The organism is Tepidimicrobium xylanilyticum (assembly GCF_900106765.1).
Classification (GTDB): Bacteria; Bacillota; Clostridia; order Tissierellales; family Tepidimicrobiaceae; genus Tepidimicrobium; species Tepidimicrobium xylanilyticum.
On the sequence record NZ_FNNG01000010.1, the window covers coordinates 103,885 to 123,591 of the forward strand.

Genomic DNA, 19,707 nt, shown 5'->3' on the forward strand with positions numbered 1-19,707 from the left:
TATAATGTTTATGGTAAATGAATATTAGAAGAAAAGTAGAAGTATCCGCTTCTCACCTTATGGCGAAAGCTTATAAGGTTATAGTCCATATTTTAGAAACAACTATATCCTCAATATATAGTTAGTTGTGCATATTTTTTGGAGTTATAGCGGGTATTTTCTACCCGCTTTTATTTTTAAGAAAATTGGGAGGTGCAGTAATATTAAAGAACTTCAAATTAATGAAGAAATTAGAGAAAAGGAAGTAAGGCTCATCGATGTGGATGGCAATCAGTTGGGTATAATGCCCACCAAAAAAGCTTTGGAAGTAGCCTATGAAAGGAAACTAGATTTGGTGTTGGTAGCTCCAAATGCAAAGCCGCCTGTTTGTAGAATTATGGATTATGGAAAGTATAAATATGAATTATCTAAAAAAGAAAAAGAAGCTAGAAAAAATCAGAAGACTATTAATGTTAAAGAGGTTAGAATGACCCCTAACATTGACGAGCATGATTTGAAGGTGAAGGCAAAAAGGGCCATAGACTTTTTAAAAAATGGTGATAAAGTTAAAGTTAGTGTCAGGTTTAGAGGAAGGGAATTAGGCCATACCGATGCTGGAAAAGAGGTATTGGAAAGGTTTAGTGAATTAATCTCTGAATATGGAGTCATAGATAAACATCCTAAAATGGAAGGTCGAAATATGATTATGTATTTAGTACCAAAAACAGAGTAAGTAAGGGAGGTAATATAAATGGCTAAAAAGATAAAGATGAAAACTCATAGAGGAGCAGCTAAGAGGCTTAAAAGAACTGGTTCAGGTAAGATCAAGAGATATAAAGCATATAAGAGTCATAAGACTGGAAAGAAATCTCCTAAGAGGGTTAGAAATTTAAGAAAGTCTACATTAGTAAGCAAGGGAGATCAAAAGAGGATCGACTCTTTAATTCCATAATAAAAACAGAAATAGATATATAAGGGAGGTAGTTTAAATGGCAAGAGTAAAAAGTGGTGTAACTGCTAGAAAAAGACATAAAAAAGTTTTGAAACAAGCTAAAGGATATTATGGTGCTAAAAGCAAATTATATAGACCTGCTAATCAAGCAGTTATGAAGTCATTGCAATATGCATATTCAGGACGTAAACAAAGAAAAAGAGATTTCAGAAAGCTTTGGATTTCAAGAATAAATGCAGCAGCTAGAATGAATGGAATGAACTATAGTACATTTATTAACGGACTTAAAAAAGCTAACATTGAAATCAATAGAAAAGTATTATCCGAAATGGCAATCCATGATCCAGAAGGCTTTTCAAAATTAGTTGAAATTGCAAAAAATGCGTAATAAAAGTTCCGATTTCGGAACTTTTTTGCTTAATTTATGGAGTTTGTGAAACCTTTATGTCAAAATAATGTTAAGGCTGATTTTAAGGGTTACAGCTTATAAATATACAGAAGTGCTGGTGATAAATTTATGATTCATATTACAAGTTCGTCTAATCCTACTATTAAGGAAATTAAAAGCCTTTATAGGAAAAAGGAACGTTGGTTACAAAGATCCTTTATTGTAGAAGGAGTTAAAATAGTAGAAGAATGTATAGACAAGGATTATCCCCTATCCTGTATAGTCTATTGCGATCAGCTGTTTAACATCAGGGGAGGAGATCTCTTGTGGGAGAAAATAAAGGATTATGACAAGTTGATTAAGATATCAAATAAACTTTATAAAGAAATATCCCAATTGGAGTCTCCTCAAGGAATATTGGCTGTAGCTAAATTTAAATTAAATAGTATAGATGAAATATTTGATAAAACCAATCCCTTTATTCTTATGTTAGATCAAGTGCAAGATCCTGGAAATATGGGTACCATAATAAGGACAGCAGATGCATTTAGTATTGATGGAATTGTAATTGGAGAAGGTTCTGTAGATGTTTATAACCCTAAAGTAGTAAGATCTACTATGGGTTCTATATTTAGGGTTCCATTATACTTTTTAGATAATTTAGAAGGGATAATAGGGAAGTTTAAAAAAAGAAATATTAAAGTATATTCTACTTCCTTGAAAGGAAAAGGATTTATTCAAAATATAAACCTAAGAGAAGCATCGGCTATTATAATTGGGAATGAATCCAGAGGAGTATCTAAACCTTTGGAAATAATGGCTAACCAATTGGTGAAAATACCCATGTCAGGGGAAGCTGAATCCTTAAATGTGGCTATAGCTTCATCCATAATAATGTATGAAGCTTTAAGACAGCGCAGTTGATAGCTCTTGTAAATTCAAGTTCTAGGTGCTATAATCTATTAAAATAGTCTGAATTTTGGACTTCTGCTTAAATAGATCTTGTTTTTTTCAGGAAAGGAGTAGTAATATGAAGGATAGGTTAAAAAGAATTAAAGAAGAAGCATTAAAGAATATTAATGGCATGAATAGTTTAGAAGAATTGGAAAACATAAGGATAAAATTTTTAGGCAAAAAGGGAGAACTGACTTCTATTTTACGCGATATGGGGAAGCTTTCCAAAGACGAAAGACCAGTTATAGGCCAGTTGGCAAATGAAATTAGGCAGGAGATTGAAAAAGAACTAGCGGATGCAAAGGATAGATTTAAGGAAAAATTAAAATTGGAAAGAATTGAAAAGGAAAAGATAGATATCTCCATAAACAAGAGGACTAGGAAATTGGGGCATAAACATCCTCTTTTAGCAACTATAGAAGAATTAGAAAATCTATTTATTAGCATGGGATTTACAGTAGTGGAGGGTCCAGAAATTGAAACTGTAGAATACAATTTTGACGCTTTAAATTCTCCAGAAAACCATCCATCAAGAGATTTAACTGATACTTTCTATATTACTGAGGATATTCTCCTAAGAACCCATACATCTCCTGTGCAAATAAGAGCAATGAAAACTATAAAACCGCCTATAAGGATAGTTTCAGCAGGAAGAACCTTTAGATTTGATGATGTCGACGATACCCATTCTCCAATGTTTCATCAATTGGAAGGTTTAGTAGTAGATGAAAATATATCAATGGCAAATCTAATAGATACAATCAATATATTTGTAAAAGAATTATTTGGTAAAGATATGAAAACCAGATTTAGGCCACATTATTTTCCATTTACTGAACCTAGTGCTGAGGTAGATGTATCCTGTTTTAGCTGCAAAGGTAAAGGATGTCCGGTTTGTGATGGGACCGGTTGGAGCATGGAGCTTCTAGGTTGTGGAATGGTACATCCTAAGGTTTTAGAGGTATGTGGTATAGATCCGGAAAAGTATTCAGGATTCGCTTTTGGTATGGGGATAGATAGAATTACCATGGTAAAATATGGTATTAACAATATCCGCTTATTGTTTGAGAACGATAATAGGTTTTTAGAACAATTTTAATCGATGTGAGGAGGGTAGAAATGTTATTACCAGTTAAATGGCTAAAAGAATATGTAAATATAGATGTAGACTCTAGAATATTAGCAGATGAATTGACTTTATCTGGTTCCCATGTGGAGTCGATTATTTCATTGGATAGAGGACTTGAAAAGATAGTAGTAGGTAAGATAGAAAAAATAGAAAAGCATGAGAATGCGGATAAACTTCTTATAGTTAATGCCAATGTAGGAGATGAAACCTTACAAATAGTTACTGGGGCAACAAATTTAAAAGTAGGTGACTATGTTCCTGTTGCTTTAATAGGGGCAAAACTTCCTAATGGTTTATACATAGAGAAGACCAGTTTTAGAGGTGTAGAATCCTACGGCATGCTTTGTTCTTTAAAGGAATTAGGTTATGATGATAGCGTTATTCCAAAACACCAAAGAGATGGGATATTTGTACTGGATGAAGAATATCCTTTAGGCACACCCATAGCAAAGATACTAGGATTATACGGGGAGATAATTGAACTAGAAATAACTCCGAACAGACCCGATTGCTTAAGTATAGTAGGCATGGCTAGGGAAGCTGCGGCCACATTTAATAAGAAATTGGAATTGCCAACGGTGAAAGTAAGGGATGAGATAGAAGATATTAAGAATTATGTAGAGTCTATAGAAATAGACGAAGAGCTTTGCAACAGATATTATACTAGGGTTATTAAGGATATAAGGATAGAAGAATCTCCCTTATGGCTGCAAATTCATCTTATGGAAGCTGGGGTAAGGCCTATTAATAATATAGTTGATGTTACCAATTATGTAATGTTGGAATTCGGTCAACCTCTTCATGCTTTCGATTTAGACAAATTAAGTCATAAGAAGATACTAGTTAGAAGGGCAAAAGAAGGAGAAAAGATAATAACTATAGATGGTCAAGAGAGAATTCTTAATCCCGACAACTTGCTAATTACTGATGGAGAAAATCCACTTGGCATTGCTGGTGTCATGGGAGGAATGGATTCAGAAGTAACAGAAGAAACCACTACCGTATTGTTAGAATCAGCAAACTTCAGTGATAAATCCATTCGATCTACATCTAAACAACTGAATTTAAGAACTGAAGCTTCCATTAGATTTGAAAAAGGATTGGATCCTAATCTTTGTGAAATAGCTGCAGAAAGAGCTTGTCAATTGATTGAGCAAATTGGAGCAGGGAAAATAGTAAAAGGAAAAATCGATGTCTACAAAAATAGAAGAGAGGAAAAAACAATTAACTTAAGGTCTGAAAGAGTAAACAGGCTTCTTGGAACCCAATTATCAGTAGATGATATGATAGACTATCTAGAAAGATTAGATTTAAAAACTAATGTAAATGGAAATGTTTTAGAAGTTAAGATACCTACTTATAGATTGGATTTAAATATAGAAGCAGATCTAATAGAGGAAATAGGAAGGCTACATGGATTCCATAATATAGAGGCCCAACCTTTAATAGGAGTTTTGACAAGAGGAGAAAAACCTTATAGCAGAATAATCTCAGATAAAGTAGGTTCAATTTTACGTGGTTTTGGATTAAATGAAGTCATAACTTATTCCTTTATTAGTCCCAAGACCTATGATAGAATAAAGGTAGAATCCAACAGCCAACTGAGAAATTATATTAGACTTTTAAATCCTCTTGGAGAAGATTACAGCGTTATGAGAACAACTTTAATACCTAATATGTTAGATTTATTAAGTAGAAACTATAACCATGGGATAAAAGAATGCTATCTTTATGAAATTGGAAACATATTCATCCCTAAAGAACTACCTTTAAAGCAATTACCAAAGGAAGAAAAGATTTTAGTTATAGGAATGTATGGAAATGTAGACTTTTATCATTTAAAAGAAATAATAACAGTAGTGCTTGAAAGATTAGGTATAAAGGAATTTGATTATATAAAGGAAGAAAACAATCCAACCTTCCATCCCAATAGGACTGCCAATGTTATGGTGAAAGGGAATTCTATTGGAGTTTTAGGAGAAATACACATGGATGTATTAGAAAACTATAACTTAGATACTAGAGTCTATATAGCTCAACTGAATTTTGATGCATTAGTAGAACAAAGCAACTTAGATAGAAAATACAAGCCACTTCCTAAATATCCAGCTATTTTAAGGGATATAGCAATAGTAGTAGATGAAGATGTGTTAGTTGGAGAGATTGAAAAGGTAATATTAGAAAATGGAGAAGGATTAATAGAGAGCATTGAGCTTTTCGATATATATGAGGGCAAGCAAATTGAGTCAGGTAAAAAAAGCGTTGCTTTTTCTCTAACCTTTAGGTCGAGTGAGAAGACTTTGAAAGATGAAGAGGTAAATAAGATTCATGAAAAGATAATTCAAGAATTAGGTAAGAGATTGGATGCAAAATTAAGGAGCTAAAATTTTTCAAAAAATAGAGGATTTTGGAGGATTTTGTAGAATATCTACCTTAAGATAATTAAAGGGAGAGGATAAGTTATGACAGAGAAAACTAAGACAAACGTTCTGATTGATGGTCGTAACTTTACGGTAGTTGGGAATGGTCCAGAGGAATATATTCACAAATTGGCTGTTTATGTAGATAAAAAGATAAAGGAAATGGTTAGTAAAAATAGTAGGCTTAGCAGCTCAATGGCAGCTACCTTGGCAGCGTTGAATATTGCCGATGAACTTTACAAAGCTTTAGATGAATTGAAATCTTTAAAAAATAGAGCTAAATCGCCAATGGAGAACTACGAGAACTTATTAAATCAATTAAAGGAAATGCAAACAAAGAATGAACAGCTTTCTATGGAATCAAATATGTATAAAGATGAGTTGTTGAATATTAAAAAAGAAAATGAACGCTTGAAAAAGGAGCTGGAAAATTATATTCAAGCTATGGAGTTAAAGGAAAAGGAATTGCAAGATAGTCAAAATACCATAAAGAAGCTGCAGGATAAAATATTTGACAGTCAGATGCAGATAATAGAGATTAAAAAGGAATTAGAGGAAGCAGTAAAATTATATGATAAGGAGAAGAATATATTTAGCAAGGAGGAAATATAACTAAGTGTTGGATAAAAATGTAGAATTATTAGCTCCTGTAGGTAGTATGGAGAGCCTGTTTGCTGCAGTACAAAATGGTGCAGATGCAGTATATCTTGGGGGAAAGCTTTTTAATGCAAGGCAATATGCATCTAATTTTGATAAGGATGAATTAAAATACGCTATAGAGTACGCCCATTTAAGAGGTGTGAAGGTATATGTGACCGTCAATATATTAATTGACGATGATGAAATGAAGGATACTTTAGACTATATAAAATATCTTTATGAAATAGATGTAGATGGGATTATAGTTCAAGATTTAGGTCTTGCTTATTTAATCAAGAAGCTTTTTCCTGACCTCCCTTTACATGGGAGCACCCAGATGACAATAAACAATCTACCGGGAGCTCTTTTTTTGCAAAAATTAGGATTTGAAAGGGTAGTCTTAGCAAGGGAAGTTCCTTTGGAAGAAATAAAATATATTCATCAAAACTCGAACATAGAATTGGAAGGATTTATTCATGGAGCTTTATGTGTCTGTTATTCAGGACAATGTCTGATGAGCAGTATAATAGGTGGAAGAAGTGGTAATAGAGGTACTTGTGCCCAGCCCTGCAGGATGGCTTATTCGTTAATAGATTATAGTAGTGGTGAAGAGCTTTCTGACTTATGGAATATAAAATACGTATTGAGTCCAAAGGATCTGAATACCATAGAGGTATTAGATTCCATTGTAGATAGTGGAATTGCTTCATTAAAAATCGAAGGTAGAATGAAAAGACCCGAATATGTAGCTGTAATTGTCAAAAACTATAGAAAGGCCTTAGATTTAGGTATAGATAGTATAACTGAAGAGGATAAGAAGGATATTTATGAAATATTCAATCGAGGTTTTACCAAAGGACTACCTTTTAAGGACTTTGGAAGAAAATTCATATCCTATGATAGGCCTGATAACAGAGCTGTGCCTAGCGACCAACTCCTAAACAGGGCTAAAGATTCTTTCAGCAAAGAGAATATTAAATTTCCAATTGAAATGGAGATGGAAATACTAATTGATAAGCCTGCTAAGTTGTGCTTAAAATATGAAGGAGAAAGTATAGAGATAAAGTCGGATTTAAAAGTTGAAAAAGGGAAAAAAGTGGTTTTAACGAAAGAAAGGGTATTGGCCCAGCTTGCTAAGTTAAATGACACAGTATATTATTTAGAAAGGGCTATAATCCATTTAGATGAAGGAGCCTTTTTACCCATAAGTGTAATAAATAGCTTAAGAAGGGAAGCTATAAAAAGGCTAAATAATAAAAGGATGAATTTTAATAAAAGAAAACCCCTTCCTGAAGAAGAGTATTTAGCTAATATTTCTAAATATTTCACTTTTACTAAAGTAAAAAGAAATATTGAAAGTAAAATTAGCCTCTCCCTATTAAAGGAAAGCCAGTTTAATCAAATAGATATAAGAAAGCTTGATAGAATATATGTTGGTTTTGATGGAGGATTAAAGGAAGCTTTATTCAAGATAAAAGAAGCTGGCAAAGAAGCCTTTTTATTAACGGACAGGATTCTCTATAAAGGAGATTTAGATAGATTAAAGGAAAAGATCAAGTCTGTGGAAGGACTTATAGATGGGATTGCAGTTTCTAATCTTGGAACCCTAAATTGGGTCAAGTATAATTTCAACTTTGATATTCATGGGGATATAGGATTAAACATATTTAATAGTTTCTCAGCAAATTTCCTAAAGGAATTTGGCTTGAAAAGTCTTACTTTATCTCCAGAAGTGAATATGAAGCAGATAGAAAAGCTGTGTACAAGACATCCCTTCGATTATGAAGCTATTGGATACGGGTATTTGCCCTTAATGATAATGAAACATTGTCCCATGTCTTTGTTAAAGGGCTGTAAGGATGATTCTAACTGTAGGGCTTGTTCTTATAGCAAAGGCTATGGACTTAAAGATAGGATGGGATTGAAGTTCTACATGGAAAGAAAAGGGAAAATTACCACCATATATAATAGTGTTCCTATAATGGTATTGGACAGTTTAAGGCAAATATATAAAAAAGGGGTAAACATGATCAGGTTAGATTTTACTTTTGAGGAAGAAGGCATCAGGGATATACAGGAAATATATTATGCTTGTGCTAAAGGCTTAGCTTCAGAGGAGGAAGTAATGGATTATGTAGATAAATTTAGAAAAAGAAGAGGGATAACTAAGGGACACTACTTTAGAGGTGTTATTTGATCTGAGGTGAGAATATGAATGAAAAGACCTTAAGAGTATTGGAATATGAAAAAATAGTGAATAGGCTTATGGATAAAGCAGAGTCTGAGCTAGGCAAACGATTAATAAAAGAATTAAAGCCTTCTACTTCCTTAGTAGAAGTAGAAGAACTCCAAAGGGAAACTGAGGAAGCCTTAGAATTGGTAGTAAAAAGAGGGAACCCTCCCCTTTTTGGGATCTACGATATATCTCAAGATTTGAAAAGAGCTGAATTAGGCGGAATGTTGATGCCAGTCAACCTTCTTAAGATATCTGATTCCCTTAGGGTTTCAAGAAGTTTGAAGGGCTATATGAAAGAATTAAAGGAAGATGAGGTTTCCAAATTTCCTATAATTAGTGGATTCATAAACAGCTTAAGGGTTTTGAAAGATATAGAGGATAGAATAAATAATGCAATAATAGATGAAAACGAGATTTCTGATAATGCAAGCCCCACTTTGAAAAATATTCGAAAACAGATATTAAATAAGAATGAGTCCATAAAGAACAGATTGAATTCCATTATAAATTCCCCTAAGTATAAGAAATTTCTACAGGACAGCATTATTACCATGAGGGAAGGCAGGTATGTTGTACCTATTAAACAAGAGTATAGGGCCAATTTTCCGGGATTAATTCATGATCAGTCCTCAAGTGGAGCTACCCTTTTTGTTGAACCAATGGCAGTAGTAGAGTTAAACAATGAACTAAGGGAGTTGGAGATTAAAGAAAGGGAAGAGATAGAAAGAATCTTAAAAGAGCTTTCTGCTTTAGTAGCTGAAGAAGGAGAAACAATAAGGAATAATCAAAAAATACTGCAAAGACTAGATTTCATATTTGCTAAAGGGAAATTAGCTTTGGAAATGGATGCTACTAAACCGATGTTAAATGAAGATGGATACATCAATATTAAAAAGGCCCGCCATCCCCTTTTAGATCCCAAAAAGGTAGTTCCTATAGATGTATATGTGGGGAGGGAATTTAATACTCTAGTTATTACTGGACCAAATACAGGGGGTAAAACTGTCACATTAAAAACTGTGGGTCTGTTGACTTTAATGGCTCAGTCAGGACTCCATATTCCTGCAGATTATAATTCTCAAATAGGAGTGTTCTATCAAATTTTTGCAGATATTGGAGATGAACAGAGTATAGAACAGTCTCTAAGCACCTTTTCATCTCATATGACTAATATAGTGGATATACTGGATAAGGTGAGAAAGGATAGTTTAGTTTTATTCGATGAACTAGGGGCAGGAACAGACCCTACAGAAGGGGCAGCTTTAGCTATGGCTATTTTAGACCATCTATTACAGTTAAATATTAGAACCATTGCCACCACCCACTATAGCCAGCTTAAAATATACGCTTTAACTACAGAAGGAGTAAAAAATGCCTCTGTAGAGTTTGATGTGGAAACTCTAAGTCCAACTTACAAGTTATTGATTGGAGTTCCAGGAAAGTCAAATGCCTTTGAAATATCCAAAAGGCTAGGATTACAAGACTATATAATCGAATATGCTAAGACTTTGATATCTAAAGAGAATGTGGAATTTGAAGATGTTCTTAAGGCAATAGATAAGGATAGAAGGATAATAGAAGAAAATCGCTATGAAATGGAAAAACTAAAGGAAGAAGTAGAAAAACTTAAAGAGGGATTGACTAGGGAAAAGGAAAAAACTAGGGAGAATAGAGAAAGAATAATTCTCAAAGCTAAAGAAGAAGCTAGGAATATTTTAAGAGCTGCAAAGGAAGAGGCGAATAAAATAGTTAGTGAATTAAGGGAAATATCTTCAGATATTGAAAAGGACAGAATGATGAAAATTCAAGAAGCTCAGGAGAGATTAAAAGCCAGTTTGGAAAGAGTGGAAAGTTCCTTATCTGATAATGTGTTGAATGTAAAGTCTAAAGAAATACCCAAGAATTTGAAAGTAGGAGAAATGGTAGAAGTACTATCTCTTAGCCAAAAAGGGAATATATTGGAGCTTCCTGATGAGGATGGCAATGTATTAGTTCAAGTGGGAATTATGAAGGTAAAAGTTCATATTTCCACATTAAGAAGATCAGAAGAAATAGATTTAGAGAAAACCCAGACTAGCACTAAAAAAATAATTAAATCTAAAGCCTCCACCATTAAAAACGAAATAGATCTAAGGGGAAGAACTTTGGAAGAAGCTTTATTGGAGTTAGACAAATATATAGATGATGCATATATAGCTGGTTTAAAGGAATCATATATTATTCACGGTAAGGGAGCTGGAGTATTAAGAGAGGGCATAAAATCCTTTGTAAAGGGGCATAAACATGTAAAAAGCTTTAGATCTGGGAAATTTGGAGAAGGTGGAGATGGAGTTACAGTTATAGAGCTTAAATAGACCTTGAATTATTTATTCAAGTATTGTATATTATAGATTAATAAGTTAATATTAACCAATGATAGGGAGAGTAGAATATATTCCTTTGTGATAGCGAGCTGGGACGGTGGAAGCCAGTACAAAGCTATATTCGAAGAGGGCCCTAGAGGCTATATCTGAAATTAGAGTAGGATATTACGCTAGTTGCGTTAAAGACTTCGAGTGGGCCAAAGGCCAATAAGAGTGGTACCACGGGATAGCTCTCGTCTCTTAATGGGATGGGGGCTTTAAATATTTAGAAAGGGAGGTAATAATATGTTGGATTTTAAAAAGGAAGTTGTAAATTTGGTTTCTCAAGTGGTGGAAGGTTTAGATCATGAGGAAATCGAATCTTTAATAGAAATCCCACCTAATTACAATATGGGCGATTATGCATTTCCTTGTTTTAAACTTGCTAAGATCTATAGGAAAGCTCCCAACCTAATAGCAGAAGATTTGGTAAATAAGATAGATGGGGGGGATAATTTTGAAAGAATTGAGAATGTTGGCCCCTATATTAATTTCTTCATAAATAAGGCAAAATTGACGGAAGTAGTTTTGAAAGCTATAGCGGAGGAAGGGAATAGATATGGCTCTATTAATGTAGGTAAGGGAAGAACTGCAATAGTAGAATTTTCTTCACCAAACATAGCAAAACCTTTCCACATAGGACATATTAGAACTACCGTAATAGGTAATTCTATTGAAAAGATATTCAAATTTCAAGGATATAATACGGTGAGGATAAATCATTTAGGCGATTATGGAACTCAATTTGGAATGCTCATTGCAGCTTATAAAAAATGGGGAGATGCGGAAGTAATAGAAAAAGACCCTATAAATGAATTATTAAAATTATATGTAAAATTTAATGCTGAAGCGGAAAAAGATGAAAATTTAAAAGAGGAAGCTAGATATTGGTTTAAGGAGTTAGAAGACGGGAATGAAGAGGCTTTAGAGCTGTGGCAGTGGATTAGAGATATTAGTTTAAAGGAATTTAATAAAGTTTATAAATTATTGAATATAGAATTTGACTCCTATGCAGGAGAAAGTTTCTATTCTGATAAAATGGATAGGGTTATTAGAGAGTTAGAAGAAAAGAACTTATTGCAGGATTCAAAGGGAGCTAAAATAGTAGATTTAGAGCCTTATGGTATGCCTCCTGCCTTGATAAAGAAAAGCGATGGTTCAACCCTCTATATAACAAGGGATATAGCTGCAGCCATATATAGAAAAGAACATTACGACTTTTATAAAAACATATATGTAGTAGCATCTCAACAAAACCTTCATTTTAAACAATTGATAAAGATAATCGATTTAATGGGATATGACTGGGCTTATGATTGTGTTCATATTCCATTTGGAATGGTAAGCCTTGAGGATGGAACTCTTTCGACCCGACAAGGAAGGGTTGTATTTTTAGAAGATGTATTAAATAAAGCCATTGAAAGTACTTTAAAGATTATCGAAGAAAGGAATCCAGATTTGGAAAACAAAGAGGAAGTTGCGAAACAGGTTGGAGTTGGGGCTGTAATATTCCAAGAGTTATTCAACAATAGAATAAAGGACTATGTATTTAGCTGGGAGAGGACTTTAAGCTTTGAAGGTGAAACGGGTCCCTATGTTCAATATACTCATGCGAGAGCTAATAGCCTTTTAGAAAAAGGAGATTTCAATTTAGGGGATGAAATAGATTTTAGCCTTCTTAAGGAAGAAGATGAAATAAATCTAGTAAGACTATTATACAATTTCCCTAGCGCTGTTCTAGATGCATTAGAAAAATATGAGCCATCCTTTATAACTAGATATGTAGTAGAAGTTGCTAAAGCATTCAACAAATTTTACAACAGTTGTCCAATTTTGAATGAGGAGGAAGAATTGAAAAAGGCAAGATTGAATTTAGTCTATGCAACGAAAACTGTAATAAAAACAGCATTATACTTACTTGGAATTGAGGCTCCAAATAAGATGTAGGAGAAGATAGCATGGAAATAGACAGAATTACTTTTCCTCTGATGGCGATATTTAATGAGGATTTTAAGAAAAACAAGGGACTTTCTCATATAACCGATTTAATCCTATTAACTATTAAATCATTAGTGCCATCAGAGGAATATGTTAGTGTGGAGATAGATTATACTAGGTATAAAGAGGAGATCAATCTTTGGAGGTATTATAGGCATGGAGAAAATTCCTCCCTATTAAATATATTGGAGAAATTCGATTCGAATATCTACTGGAAGGATATGGATGATACCTTATATTATCGGCTTATTCCTATAATACTGGTAAATAAGGATTTTAAATTTATAAGAGATGAGGTAATAAAGAACATTTTGTTTACTACAGGAAACATAGAGGCTTTAATAGAGGGGTTACTGATATCTAAATTAATCTATTATCTTATAATCAACAATAGGGATATAATTGATGGAATAAAGGAAGAGATAATCCATTTATCTCAAGTTGATTTTTTAGAAAAATATAAGATGTTTTTTAGAGTTCCATATGAAGAGTACCCAGGTAATTTTTCCGTTGATTTTGAACGGAATAAGGTTTATGCTATAAATGTTTTAAATACAGTCTTTTCCAACAAATTTAAAATATTGGAAAACTGTATAAAAACATTAAATGGTAAAGAAAGCAAGGATACGGTTTTTAAAAGAATAATAGGCTTTTTTAAAAATCCTAGCAAGGATCATTCTTTCCAATTAGATAGATATTATTTTCAATTAGGGCAATATATCTGCAATTTAAGAAATGGAAGAATAGATCCTCATAAATTAAAAATTGAAAAATATCATCTACCTGATGTATTTGAATTTAAAGAGGGAGATGTATTTTACCACTCCCTTTTAAATAAATCTCAAGTTGTAAAACGTCATGAAATAGATGGCAAGGTTATAATCCAACTAAAAACTAAATCAGGGACTTATAAGTTTATAAAAGACTAACACCTTCCCTGTGGGAAGGTTAAATTATCTATTTAAATATTGGACAAATTCTTCCTCTGTAGTATCTGCTAAAGAACTTAATTCCTTTAAAATGTTATTTTTAAGGTCTATAAAAGCTTTTATCTTTGTATGGGTACCAGTATATTCTAAAGCTTCAATAATCATTAACATATCTTCCTTAGACATTTCTTGAATTGATATTTTGTCGAATTCTCTCATTTAATAACTCCTTTCATCAGATCTTTTCCATAATTCTATCATATATTATATATTATTCTATACTTTTTTCAAATAACCTTCAATATGACAAAATGCTACATTATAGATTTTTTTCTAAATTGAGCACTTAATGTGTATGATTTTTTGGATTATGCTATAATGTAGATAGTTTATAAAGAGAGGTAAGAACATATGAATATCATAATAACAACTTTAAATTCAAAATACATCCATTCAGCTTTAGCAATTAGATATTTGGAGTCTTATACCGTGGATTTAGCTCCAATAGAATTACTGGAGTTTACCGTCAATCAAAATATAGATTTCATTGCTGGGGAAATATATAAAAAGAATCCAGACATAGTAGCTTTTTCTACTTATATTTGGAATAGAAATGAAACTTTAAAAATATGTTATATTTTAAAAATGGTAAAACCAGAAATTAAAATTATTCTAGGTGGACCAGAAGTGTCTTTTGATGGAGTGGATATTTTAAGGGATTATCCATTCATAGATTTTATAGTCTATGGAGAAGGGGAGAAAACCTTTAGGGAATTGATAAAAGCTCTTTTAGATAGGAAAGATGATTATAGTAGAATAGATGGAATAATCTTTAGAGAGGATGGTAAAATAATCCAAAATCCAACTAGACCCTTAATAGATAATCTTGATTCTATTCCATCTCCGTATATGAACGTTGATGGTAGCCTTAGAAATAAAATAGTTTATTATGAGAGTTCTAGAGGTTGTCCCTTTAATTGTCAATTTTGCTTATCTTCAACTATAAAAGGGGTTAGGTATTTTAGTTTAGATAGAGTTAAAGAAGACCTAGAAAAGCTCATAAGAGCCCAAGTGAAACAAGTTAAATTTGTAGATAGAACTTTTAATGCCAATAAGAAATTTGCTATGGAGATCATGGATTTTATTATGAAAAAAGATCCTAGGGATATTAATTTTCATTTCGAAGTTACAGCTCACTTGTTGGATAGGGATATGTTAGAATTTATTAAAAAAGCAAGAGAGGGGCTTTTTCAGTTTGAAATTGGAGTTCAATCAACAAATCCAAAAACTATAGAAGCAGTTGGAAGGATTACAGATTTTGAAAAATTAAGTAGGATTTGCAAGGAGATTAAAAGAAATAATAATATTCATCAGCATTTAGATTTAATTGCAGGTTTACCTTATGAGGGTTATGAGAGTTTCAAAAAATCCTTTAATGATGTTTACAATATTAAACCTGAGAAGATTCAATTAGGTTTTTTAAAACTATTAAAAGGCTCTGGATTAAGGAGAGATAAGGACAAATATAATTATAAATTTTTAGATGAACCTCCTTATGAAGTTTTGGAATCCAAATATATAACTTATAAGGAAATGTTAAAATTAAAGGGAATTGAAGATTTGGTTGAGAAATACTATAATGAAGGGTATTTTATAAATTCTTTAGAATATTTAATAGAAAACAATTATAAAACTGCTTTTGATTTTTTTGAAGACTTTTTATATTATTGGGAAGGAAGGAGATACCATTCCCTTTCCCATAGTCGGAACAATTTGTATAAAATATTATTGGAATTCTATAAAGATAAAAAATACGATAATTTAGTTATATTTAATGAGTTAATAAAATATGATTATTTAGTTAATAACAGTCCCAATATTCCTGATTTTATAAACAGGGATCAGATTCAGATAACACAGGGAGAGAAACATAGGGTATTAAAGGATGAAAGGCTTTTAAATGGTTACTTAATCCGATATAGGGGTAAACCTACTAAGGAAATTGTAAAGAGAATCCATATAGAAAGATTTGAGATAGATATTTTAAAGTTCATAGAGAAAGATTATAAATATAGTGACTATATGGATAGAGAAACTTATATACTATTTGATTATCATGAAGGACAGCTTATTAGGTGCAAAACTTATGATATAACTAGATATGTGGAGAGGGAGGGATAATTTTGAACCTATTCGAAGATATCCTTTTAGTAAATAAAAGAACATTTAAGAAGAGCGTAAAAAGCTTTAGAAATAACTGGATTTTAATTTTTACAGGTATTGTTTATGGGTTTATAAACATGGCCTTGACTTTGCTTATAAGCACCTTTTTCACGGGGATATTATCATTTTTAGCGGGTCTGGTAGTTGCTATCGCAAGTAGTAGCCTTATATCTAACTACTTATACCTTCTGTTTAATATAATAAATTACGATAAGATAACCTGGGCTGACTTTAAAGAGGGATTTAAATTTTTTCTTTGGAAGGTATATGGGATATTCTTTATATTTTGGCTTGGTAGCTTTCTTTTATCTGCCTTTGTAGAAGTTATAGGGGTTAATCCTCAATTGCTAGCAACCATAGTAACAGTTTTGGTTATTGTTGGATTGAACCCATTACCAGAAACTGTCTATCAAAAAACTTTATCGTCAGGTGAAAGCATAGGATATGCTTTAGAATTTATGAAGGACAATTGGATTAACTGGCTAATTCCTAATGTAGCATTTAATATTTTAATTTATCTACTGACTAATAATTGGGCAATAAAAATGTTCAGCACTCACTTAAACTTTAATTTTGATATATCAATAAAAGGTATAATATTTTATATATTTAGCCAATGTCTCTTTTCTTTTATGATGATTTACAGAGGACATTTATTCAAATTATTGAGTACCAGTACACCAAGGAAAAGAATGTATATAAGCAAATTTTATGATTAAGGTGATAAGATGAAAATAGTAGATGAGTATTTTATTAAAAAAGCTGAAAAAGTTTCTTTTGTTCAACTTAAGAGGGGGGCTAAAATAAACGTTGACAATTATACCATTGATGATAAGATTCCCTTGCCTATTATAACTGATACTTTAGTTGAAGAAATTAAAGAAGGCAGTTTACAGGAAGAATTACAAATGGCTCATATAGTAGATGGGATTATATATATTCTAGGTATTGATAAAGATTTTAGATACAAGGAAGAGTACAAGAATATACTTTATAATTATAATTCAAAGATTGAAAATTATATTTTGTATAGAGGTCTTGGTTTGGCTGAAAAGGAAAGGTTAGAAGAAGCTTCAATAGTCTTTAGAGCACTGGTAAACTTAAATCCTAAAAATGTAGAAGGTCTATTTAACTATGCTTTATCTTTGGAAGATATTGGTAAGAAATATATCGATATGGATAACAAGGATAAAGGGGAGGCTTTTCTGCTAGAGGCTACTAACTTAATGGAAACTATTTTGGACATTGAAGAAAACTTTCCATTAGCCTATTATAAACTAGGATATTACTACAAATATTTCCAACAGTTTCAAAAGTCGAAACTTATATGGGAAAAGTATTTAAAATTAGACGAAGATCCTGAAAGGCTTAATGAGATCAGAGAAGAATTGCACCTAATAGAAGATGATGCAAACTATGAAGTAGGTATAAACTATCTAACTATTGGTCAATATGAAAGGGCTCTAGAAAAACTAATGCCATTATCATATAAGTATGAAGAATGGTGGAATATATTTTATCTAGTAGGATTGGCCTATAAGGGACTAGGGGAGTATGAAGAAGCCATAGACTTCTTTTATAAAGCTTTAGATTTGGGTGGAACTGATGTCAATATTTATAATGAACTTGGAATATGCTTGTATCTAGTAGGAAATATAAAAGAGGCTATTAGCATATTTGGTCAGGGAATAAATCAAAATAATAAGGATTATTGGATAATATTCAACAGGGGATTAGCCTATTTAAAATTAGGAATTATGGACAAGGCCAAAAAAGATATTGAAAAAGCATATAAATTAAATCCCAACGATGATATAGTAAAAGATCATTATGAAAAAATAAAGGGTATTTTTAAAAGGTAGGGGGGTATACTATGAAAATAAATAAGTTAGACCAGTTATTAGAGGTTAAGCATGATGAAAAGATGAAATTAGCTGTGATAGCAAGTCATGACGATGGAGTTTTAGAAGCAATAGTTAAAGCAAGTGAAATTGGAATAATTGAGCCTATTTTAATAGGAGATGAGATTAAAACCAAGGAAATAGCAAAGGAGTTAAAAATTAATGTAGGTAAATATGAGATAATCCATGAGCCAGAGTTAGAAAAAGCTGCTCAATTAGGAGTAAAATTAGTTAGAGAAAATAAAGCAAATTTTATAATGAAGGGATTAATAGATACCTCAACCTTACTTAGAGCTGTACTAAACAAGGAATGGGGGCTTAGAACTAATAGCTTATTAAGCCATGTAATGGTCTATGAAATTCAAAATTATCACAAGCTAATTTACTTAACAGATGGAGGAATGAATATATCACCAAATTTAGAACAGAAGATTAAAATAGTTGAAAATAGCGTAACTGTTGTTAAAGCACTAGGAAACGAAAAGGTTAAGGTTGCCTGCTTAGCTGCAAAAGAAAAAGTAGATCCAAAGATGGCTGCAACGGTAGATGCATTAGAATTAAAGAACAGATACTTGGAAGGGCATTTTGAACAAGGAGTAGTGGTAGACGGACCAATGGCGTTAGATTTAGCTATATCTCAGGATTCAGCGAGAATAAAAGGGTATGAAAGTGAAGTAGCTGGTGATGCAGATATATTACTGGTGCCCAGTATAGAAATGGGTAATGGAATAGGTAAGAGTATAACTTATTTTGCTGATGGAAAATCTGCAGGAATAATTATGGGAGCTAAAGTTCCTATAGTTTTAGTTTCAAGAGCGGATTCTTATCAATCAAAATTATATTCCATCGCATTAGGAGGAGTTATATCAAGATATTACAATCTTACCTAATCAACTCTCATACTTTAATTCATGTTAATCATTTATTAAATCTTATTATAAACATTAAAAAAAACGATTTAAAAAGATATTTTATGAATTTTAGAGAAAAAAACACAAAAAACAGATTATATGAGGAATTTTGAGTTTTGAATATATACAAGAAATATGCTAAGTTATTAAATGTCGTCAAAAACAGATGAATAAGGAGTTAAGGATTTTGATATAGTAAACTTTCAAAAAAACATTGACAACAAGCCAAAAATATGCTATGCTAAGATAGCATCACGAAATGAACCTAGACAACTAAACAGTGTGAAGTACTTTGAGCAAAAGAGAGTCAAGGAAACTTTTAAATGAGAGTTTGATCCTGGCTCAGGACGAACGCTGGCGGCGTGCCTAACACATGCAAGTCGAGCGAGGGATTTATGACGGATTCCTTCGGGATGAAGACATAAATCACCTAGCGGCGGACGGGTGAGTAACGCGTGAGGAACCTACCTCCTACAAGGGGATAGCCTCGGGAAACTGGGATTAATACCCTATGACACTTAAGGATCGCATGATCTTTAGGTTAAAGCGATATAGCGGTAGGAGATGGCCTCGCGTCCCATTAGCTAGTTGGTGAGGTAACGGCTTACCAAGGCGACGATGGGTAGCCGGCCTGAGAGGGTGAACG

At 32.4% G+C, this 19,707-nt stretch carries 16 protein-coding genes, 1 rRNA gene and 2 other annotated features; of the genes, 16 read left to right on the forward strand and 1 reads right to left on the reverse strand.

Annotation, left to right across the window (positions count from 1 at the left end):
• Positions 1-27: 27 nt before the first annotated feature.
• Positions 28-182: a sequence feature (ribosomal protein L20 leader region), on the forward strand.
• From infC to BLV68_RS11020, 11 genes are all read left to right on the forward strand, one after another.
• Complete coding sequence (infC, locus tag BLV68_RS10970; protein WP_407702365.1) at positions 134-712, forward strand: translation initiation factor IF-3; 579 nt, start codon at positions 134-136, stop codon at positions 710-712. (Overlaps the previous feature by 49 nt.)
• A gap of 18 nt (positions 713-730) precedes the next feature.
• Positions 731-931, forward strand: a complete 201-nt coding sequence (gene rpmI / locus BLV68_RS10975; RefSeq protein WP_093753756.1) for a 50S ribosomal protein L35 — start codon at positions 731-733, stop codon at positions 929-931.
• Positions 932-968: 37 nt separating this feature from the next.
• Positions 969-1,319 carry a 50S ribosomal protein L20 gene (rplT, locus tag BLV68_RS10980; RefSeq protein ID WP_093753758.1) on the forward strand — a complete coding sequence of 117 codons (351 nt, stop codon included), beginning with the start codon at positions 969-971 and terminating at the stop codon, positions 1,317-1,319.
• A gap of 129 nt (positions 1,320-1,448) precedes the next feature.
• Positions 1,449-2,243 carry a TrmH family RNA methyltransferase gene (locus BLV68_RS10985; protein ID WP_093753760.1) on the forward strand — a complete coding sequence of 265 codons (795 nt, stop codon included), beginning with the start codon at positions 1,449-1,451 and terminating at the stop codon, positions 2,241-2,243.
• Positions 2,244-2,349: 106 nt separating this feature from the next.
• Positions 2,350-3,372, forward strand: a complete 1,023-nt coding sequence (gene pheS, locus BLV68_RS10990; RefSeq protein ID WP_093753762.1) for a phenylalanine--tRNA ligase subunit alpha — start codon at positions 2,350-2,352, stop codon at positions 3,370-3,372.
• A gap of 20 nt (positions 3,373-3,392) precedes the next feature.
• Positions 3,393-5,786, forward strand: a complete 2,394-nt coding sequence (gene pheT / locus BLV68_RS10995) for a phenylalanine--tRNA ligase subunit beta (protein WP_093753764.1) — start codon at positions 3,393-3,395, stop codon at positions 5,784-5,786.
• Between the two features lie 78 nt (positions 5,787-5,864).
• Positions 5,865-6,434, forward strand: a complete 570-nt coding sequence (zapA, locus tag BLV68_RS11000; protein WP_093753766.1) for a cell division protein ZapA — start codon at positions 5,865-5,867, stop codon at positions 6,432-6,434.
• A 4-nt stretch (positions 6,435-6,438) separates the two neighbouring features.
• The gene (locus tag BLV68_RS11005; RefSeq protein WP_234949896.1) at positions 6,439-8,658 is read left to right on the forward strand and encodes a DUF3656 domain-containing U32 family peptidase; all 2,220 of its coding nucleotides are present in this window, start codon (positions 6,439-6,441) and stop codon (positions 8,656-8,658) included.
• Between the two features lie 14 nt (positions 8,659-8,672).
• Complete coding sequence (locus tag BLV68_RS11010; RefSeq protein ID WP_093753768.1) at positions 8,673-11,051, forward strand: endonuclease MutS2; 2,379 nt, start codon at positions 8,673-8,675, stop codon at positions 11,049-11,051.
• Positions 11,052-11,100: 49 nt separating this feature from the next.
• Positions 11,101-11,304 (forward strand) — a binding site (T-box leader).
• Between the two features lie 41 nt (positions 11,305-11,345).
• A complete protein-coding gene (argS, locus tag BLV68_RS11015; RefSeq protein ID WP_093753770.1) occupies positions 11,346-13,046 on the forward strand; it encodes an arginine--tRNA ligase in 1,701 nt (566 codons plus the stop codon).
• Between the two features lie 11 nt (positions 13,047-13,057).
• Positions 13,058-14,026 (forward strand): hypothetical protein, encoded by a 969-nt coding sequence (locus tag BLV68_RS11020; RefSeq protein WP_093753772.1) that lies wholly within the window; start codon positions 13,058-13,060, stop codon positions 14,024-14,026.
• Positions 14,027-14,050: 24 nt separating this feature from the next.
• Here the strand turns inward: BLV68_RS11020 and BLV68_RS11025 are convergent, their stop codons facing one another.
• Positions 14,051-14,245 (reverse strand): hypothetical protein, encoded by a 195-nt coding sequence (locus BLV68_RS11025; protein ID WP_093753774.1) that lies wholly within the window; start codon positions 14,243-14,245, stop codon positions 14,051-14,053.
• A 192-nt stretch (positions 14,246-14,437) separates the two neighbouring features.
• On the opposite strand from BLV68_RS11025, the gene BLV68_RS11030 reads away from it, so the two are divergent.
• The 5 genes from BLV68_RS11030 to BLV68_RS11050 all read left to right on the forward strand — a co-directional run.
• Entirely contained in the window at positions 14,438-16,207 is a 1,770-nt protein-coding gene (locus tag BLV68_RS11030; protein WP_093753776.1) for a B12-binding domain-containing radical SAM protein, read from the forward strand.
• A 2-nt stretch (positions 16,208-16,209) separates the two neighbouring features.
• Entirely contained in the window at positions 16,210-16,968 is a 759-nt protein-coding gene (locus BLV68_RS11035; protein ID WP_093753778.1) for a hypothetical protein, read from the forward strand.
• Between the two features lie 9 nt (positions 16,969-16,977).
• Positions 16,978-18,111 carry a tetratricopeptide repeat protein gene (locus BLV68_RS11040; protein WP_093753780.1) on the forward strand — a complete coding sequence of 378 codons (1,134 nt, stop codon included), beginning with the start codon at positions 16,978-16,980 and terminating at the stop codon, positions 18,109-18,111.
• An 11-nt stretch (positions 18,112-18,122) separates the two neighbouring features.
• Complete coding sequence (locus tag BLV68_RS11045) at positions 18,123-19,040, forward strand: bifunctional enoyl-CoA hydratase/phosphate acetyltransferase (protein WP_093753782.1); 918 nt, start codon at positions 18,123-18,125, stop codon at positions 19,038-19,040.
• A gap of 340 nt (positions 19,041-19,380) precedes the next feature.
• Positions 19,381-19,707: ribosomal RNA gene (locus BLV68_RS11050) — 16S ribosomal RNA — on the forward strand; the annotation flags it as partial.

Bases quoted from the DNA above. Each gene is read 5' to 3' on its own strand.
- rpmI (WP_093753756.1), top strand. From the start codon at position 731: ATGGCTAAAAAGATAAAGATGAAAACTCATAGAGGAGCAGCTAAGAGG.
- rplT (WP_093753758.1), top strand. From the start codon at position 969: ATGGCAAGAGTAAAAAGTGGTGTAACTGCTAGAAAAAGACATAAAAAA.
- BLV68_RS10985 (WP_093753760.1), top strand. From the start codon at position 1,449: ATGATTCATATTACAAGTTCGTCTAATCCTACTATTAAGGAAATTAAA.
- pheS (WP_093753762.1), top strand. From the start codon at position 2,350: ATGAAGGATAGGTTAAAAAGAATTAAAGAAGAAGCATTAAAGAATATT.
- pheT (WP_093753764.1), top strand. From the start codon at position 3,393: ATGTTATTACCAGTTAAATGGCTAAAAGAATATGTAAATATAGATGTA.
- zapA (WP_093753766.1), top strand. From the start codon at position 5,865: ATGACAGAGAAAACTAAGACAAACGTTCTGATTGATGGTCGTAACTTT.
- BLV68_RS11010 (WP_093753768.1), top strand. From the start codon at position 8,673: ATGAATGAAAAGACCTTAAGAGTATTGGAATATGAAAAAATAGTGAAT.
- argS (WP_093753770.1), top strand. From the start codon at position 11,346: ATGTTGGATTTTAAAAAGGAAGTTGTAAATTTGGTTTCTCAAGTGGTG.
- BLV68_RS11020 (WP_093753772.1), top strand. From the start codon at position 13,058: ATGGAAATAGACAGAATTACTTTTCCTCTGATGGCGATATTTAATGAG.
- BLV68_RS11025 (WP_093753774.1), bottom strand. From the start codon at position 14,245: ATGAGAGAATTCGACAAAATATCAATTCAAGAAATGTCTAAGGAAGAT.
- BLV68_RS11030 (WP_093753776.1), top strand. From the start codon at position 14,438: ATGAATATCATAATAACAACTTTAAATTCAAAATACATCCATTCAGCT.
- BLV68_RS11040 (WP_093753780.1), top strand. From the start codon at position 16,978: ATGAAAATAGTAGATGAGTATTTTATTAAAAAAGCTGAAAAAGTTTCT.
- BLV68_RS11045 (WP_093753782.1), top strand. From the start codon at position 18,123: ATGAAAATAAATAAGTTAGACCAGTTATTAGAGGTTAAGCATGATGAA.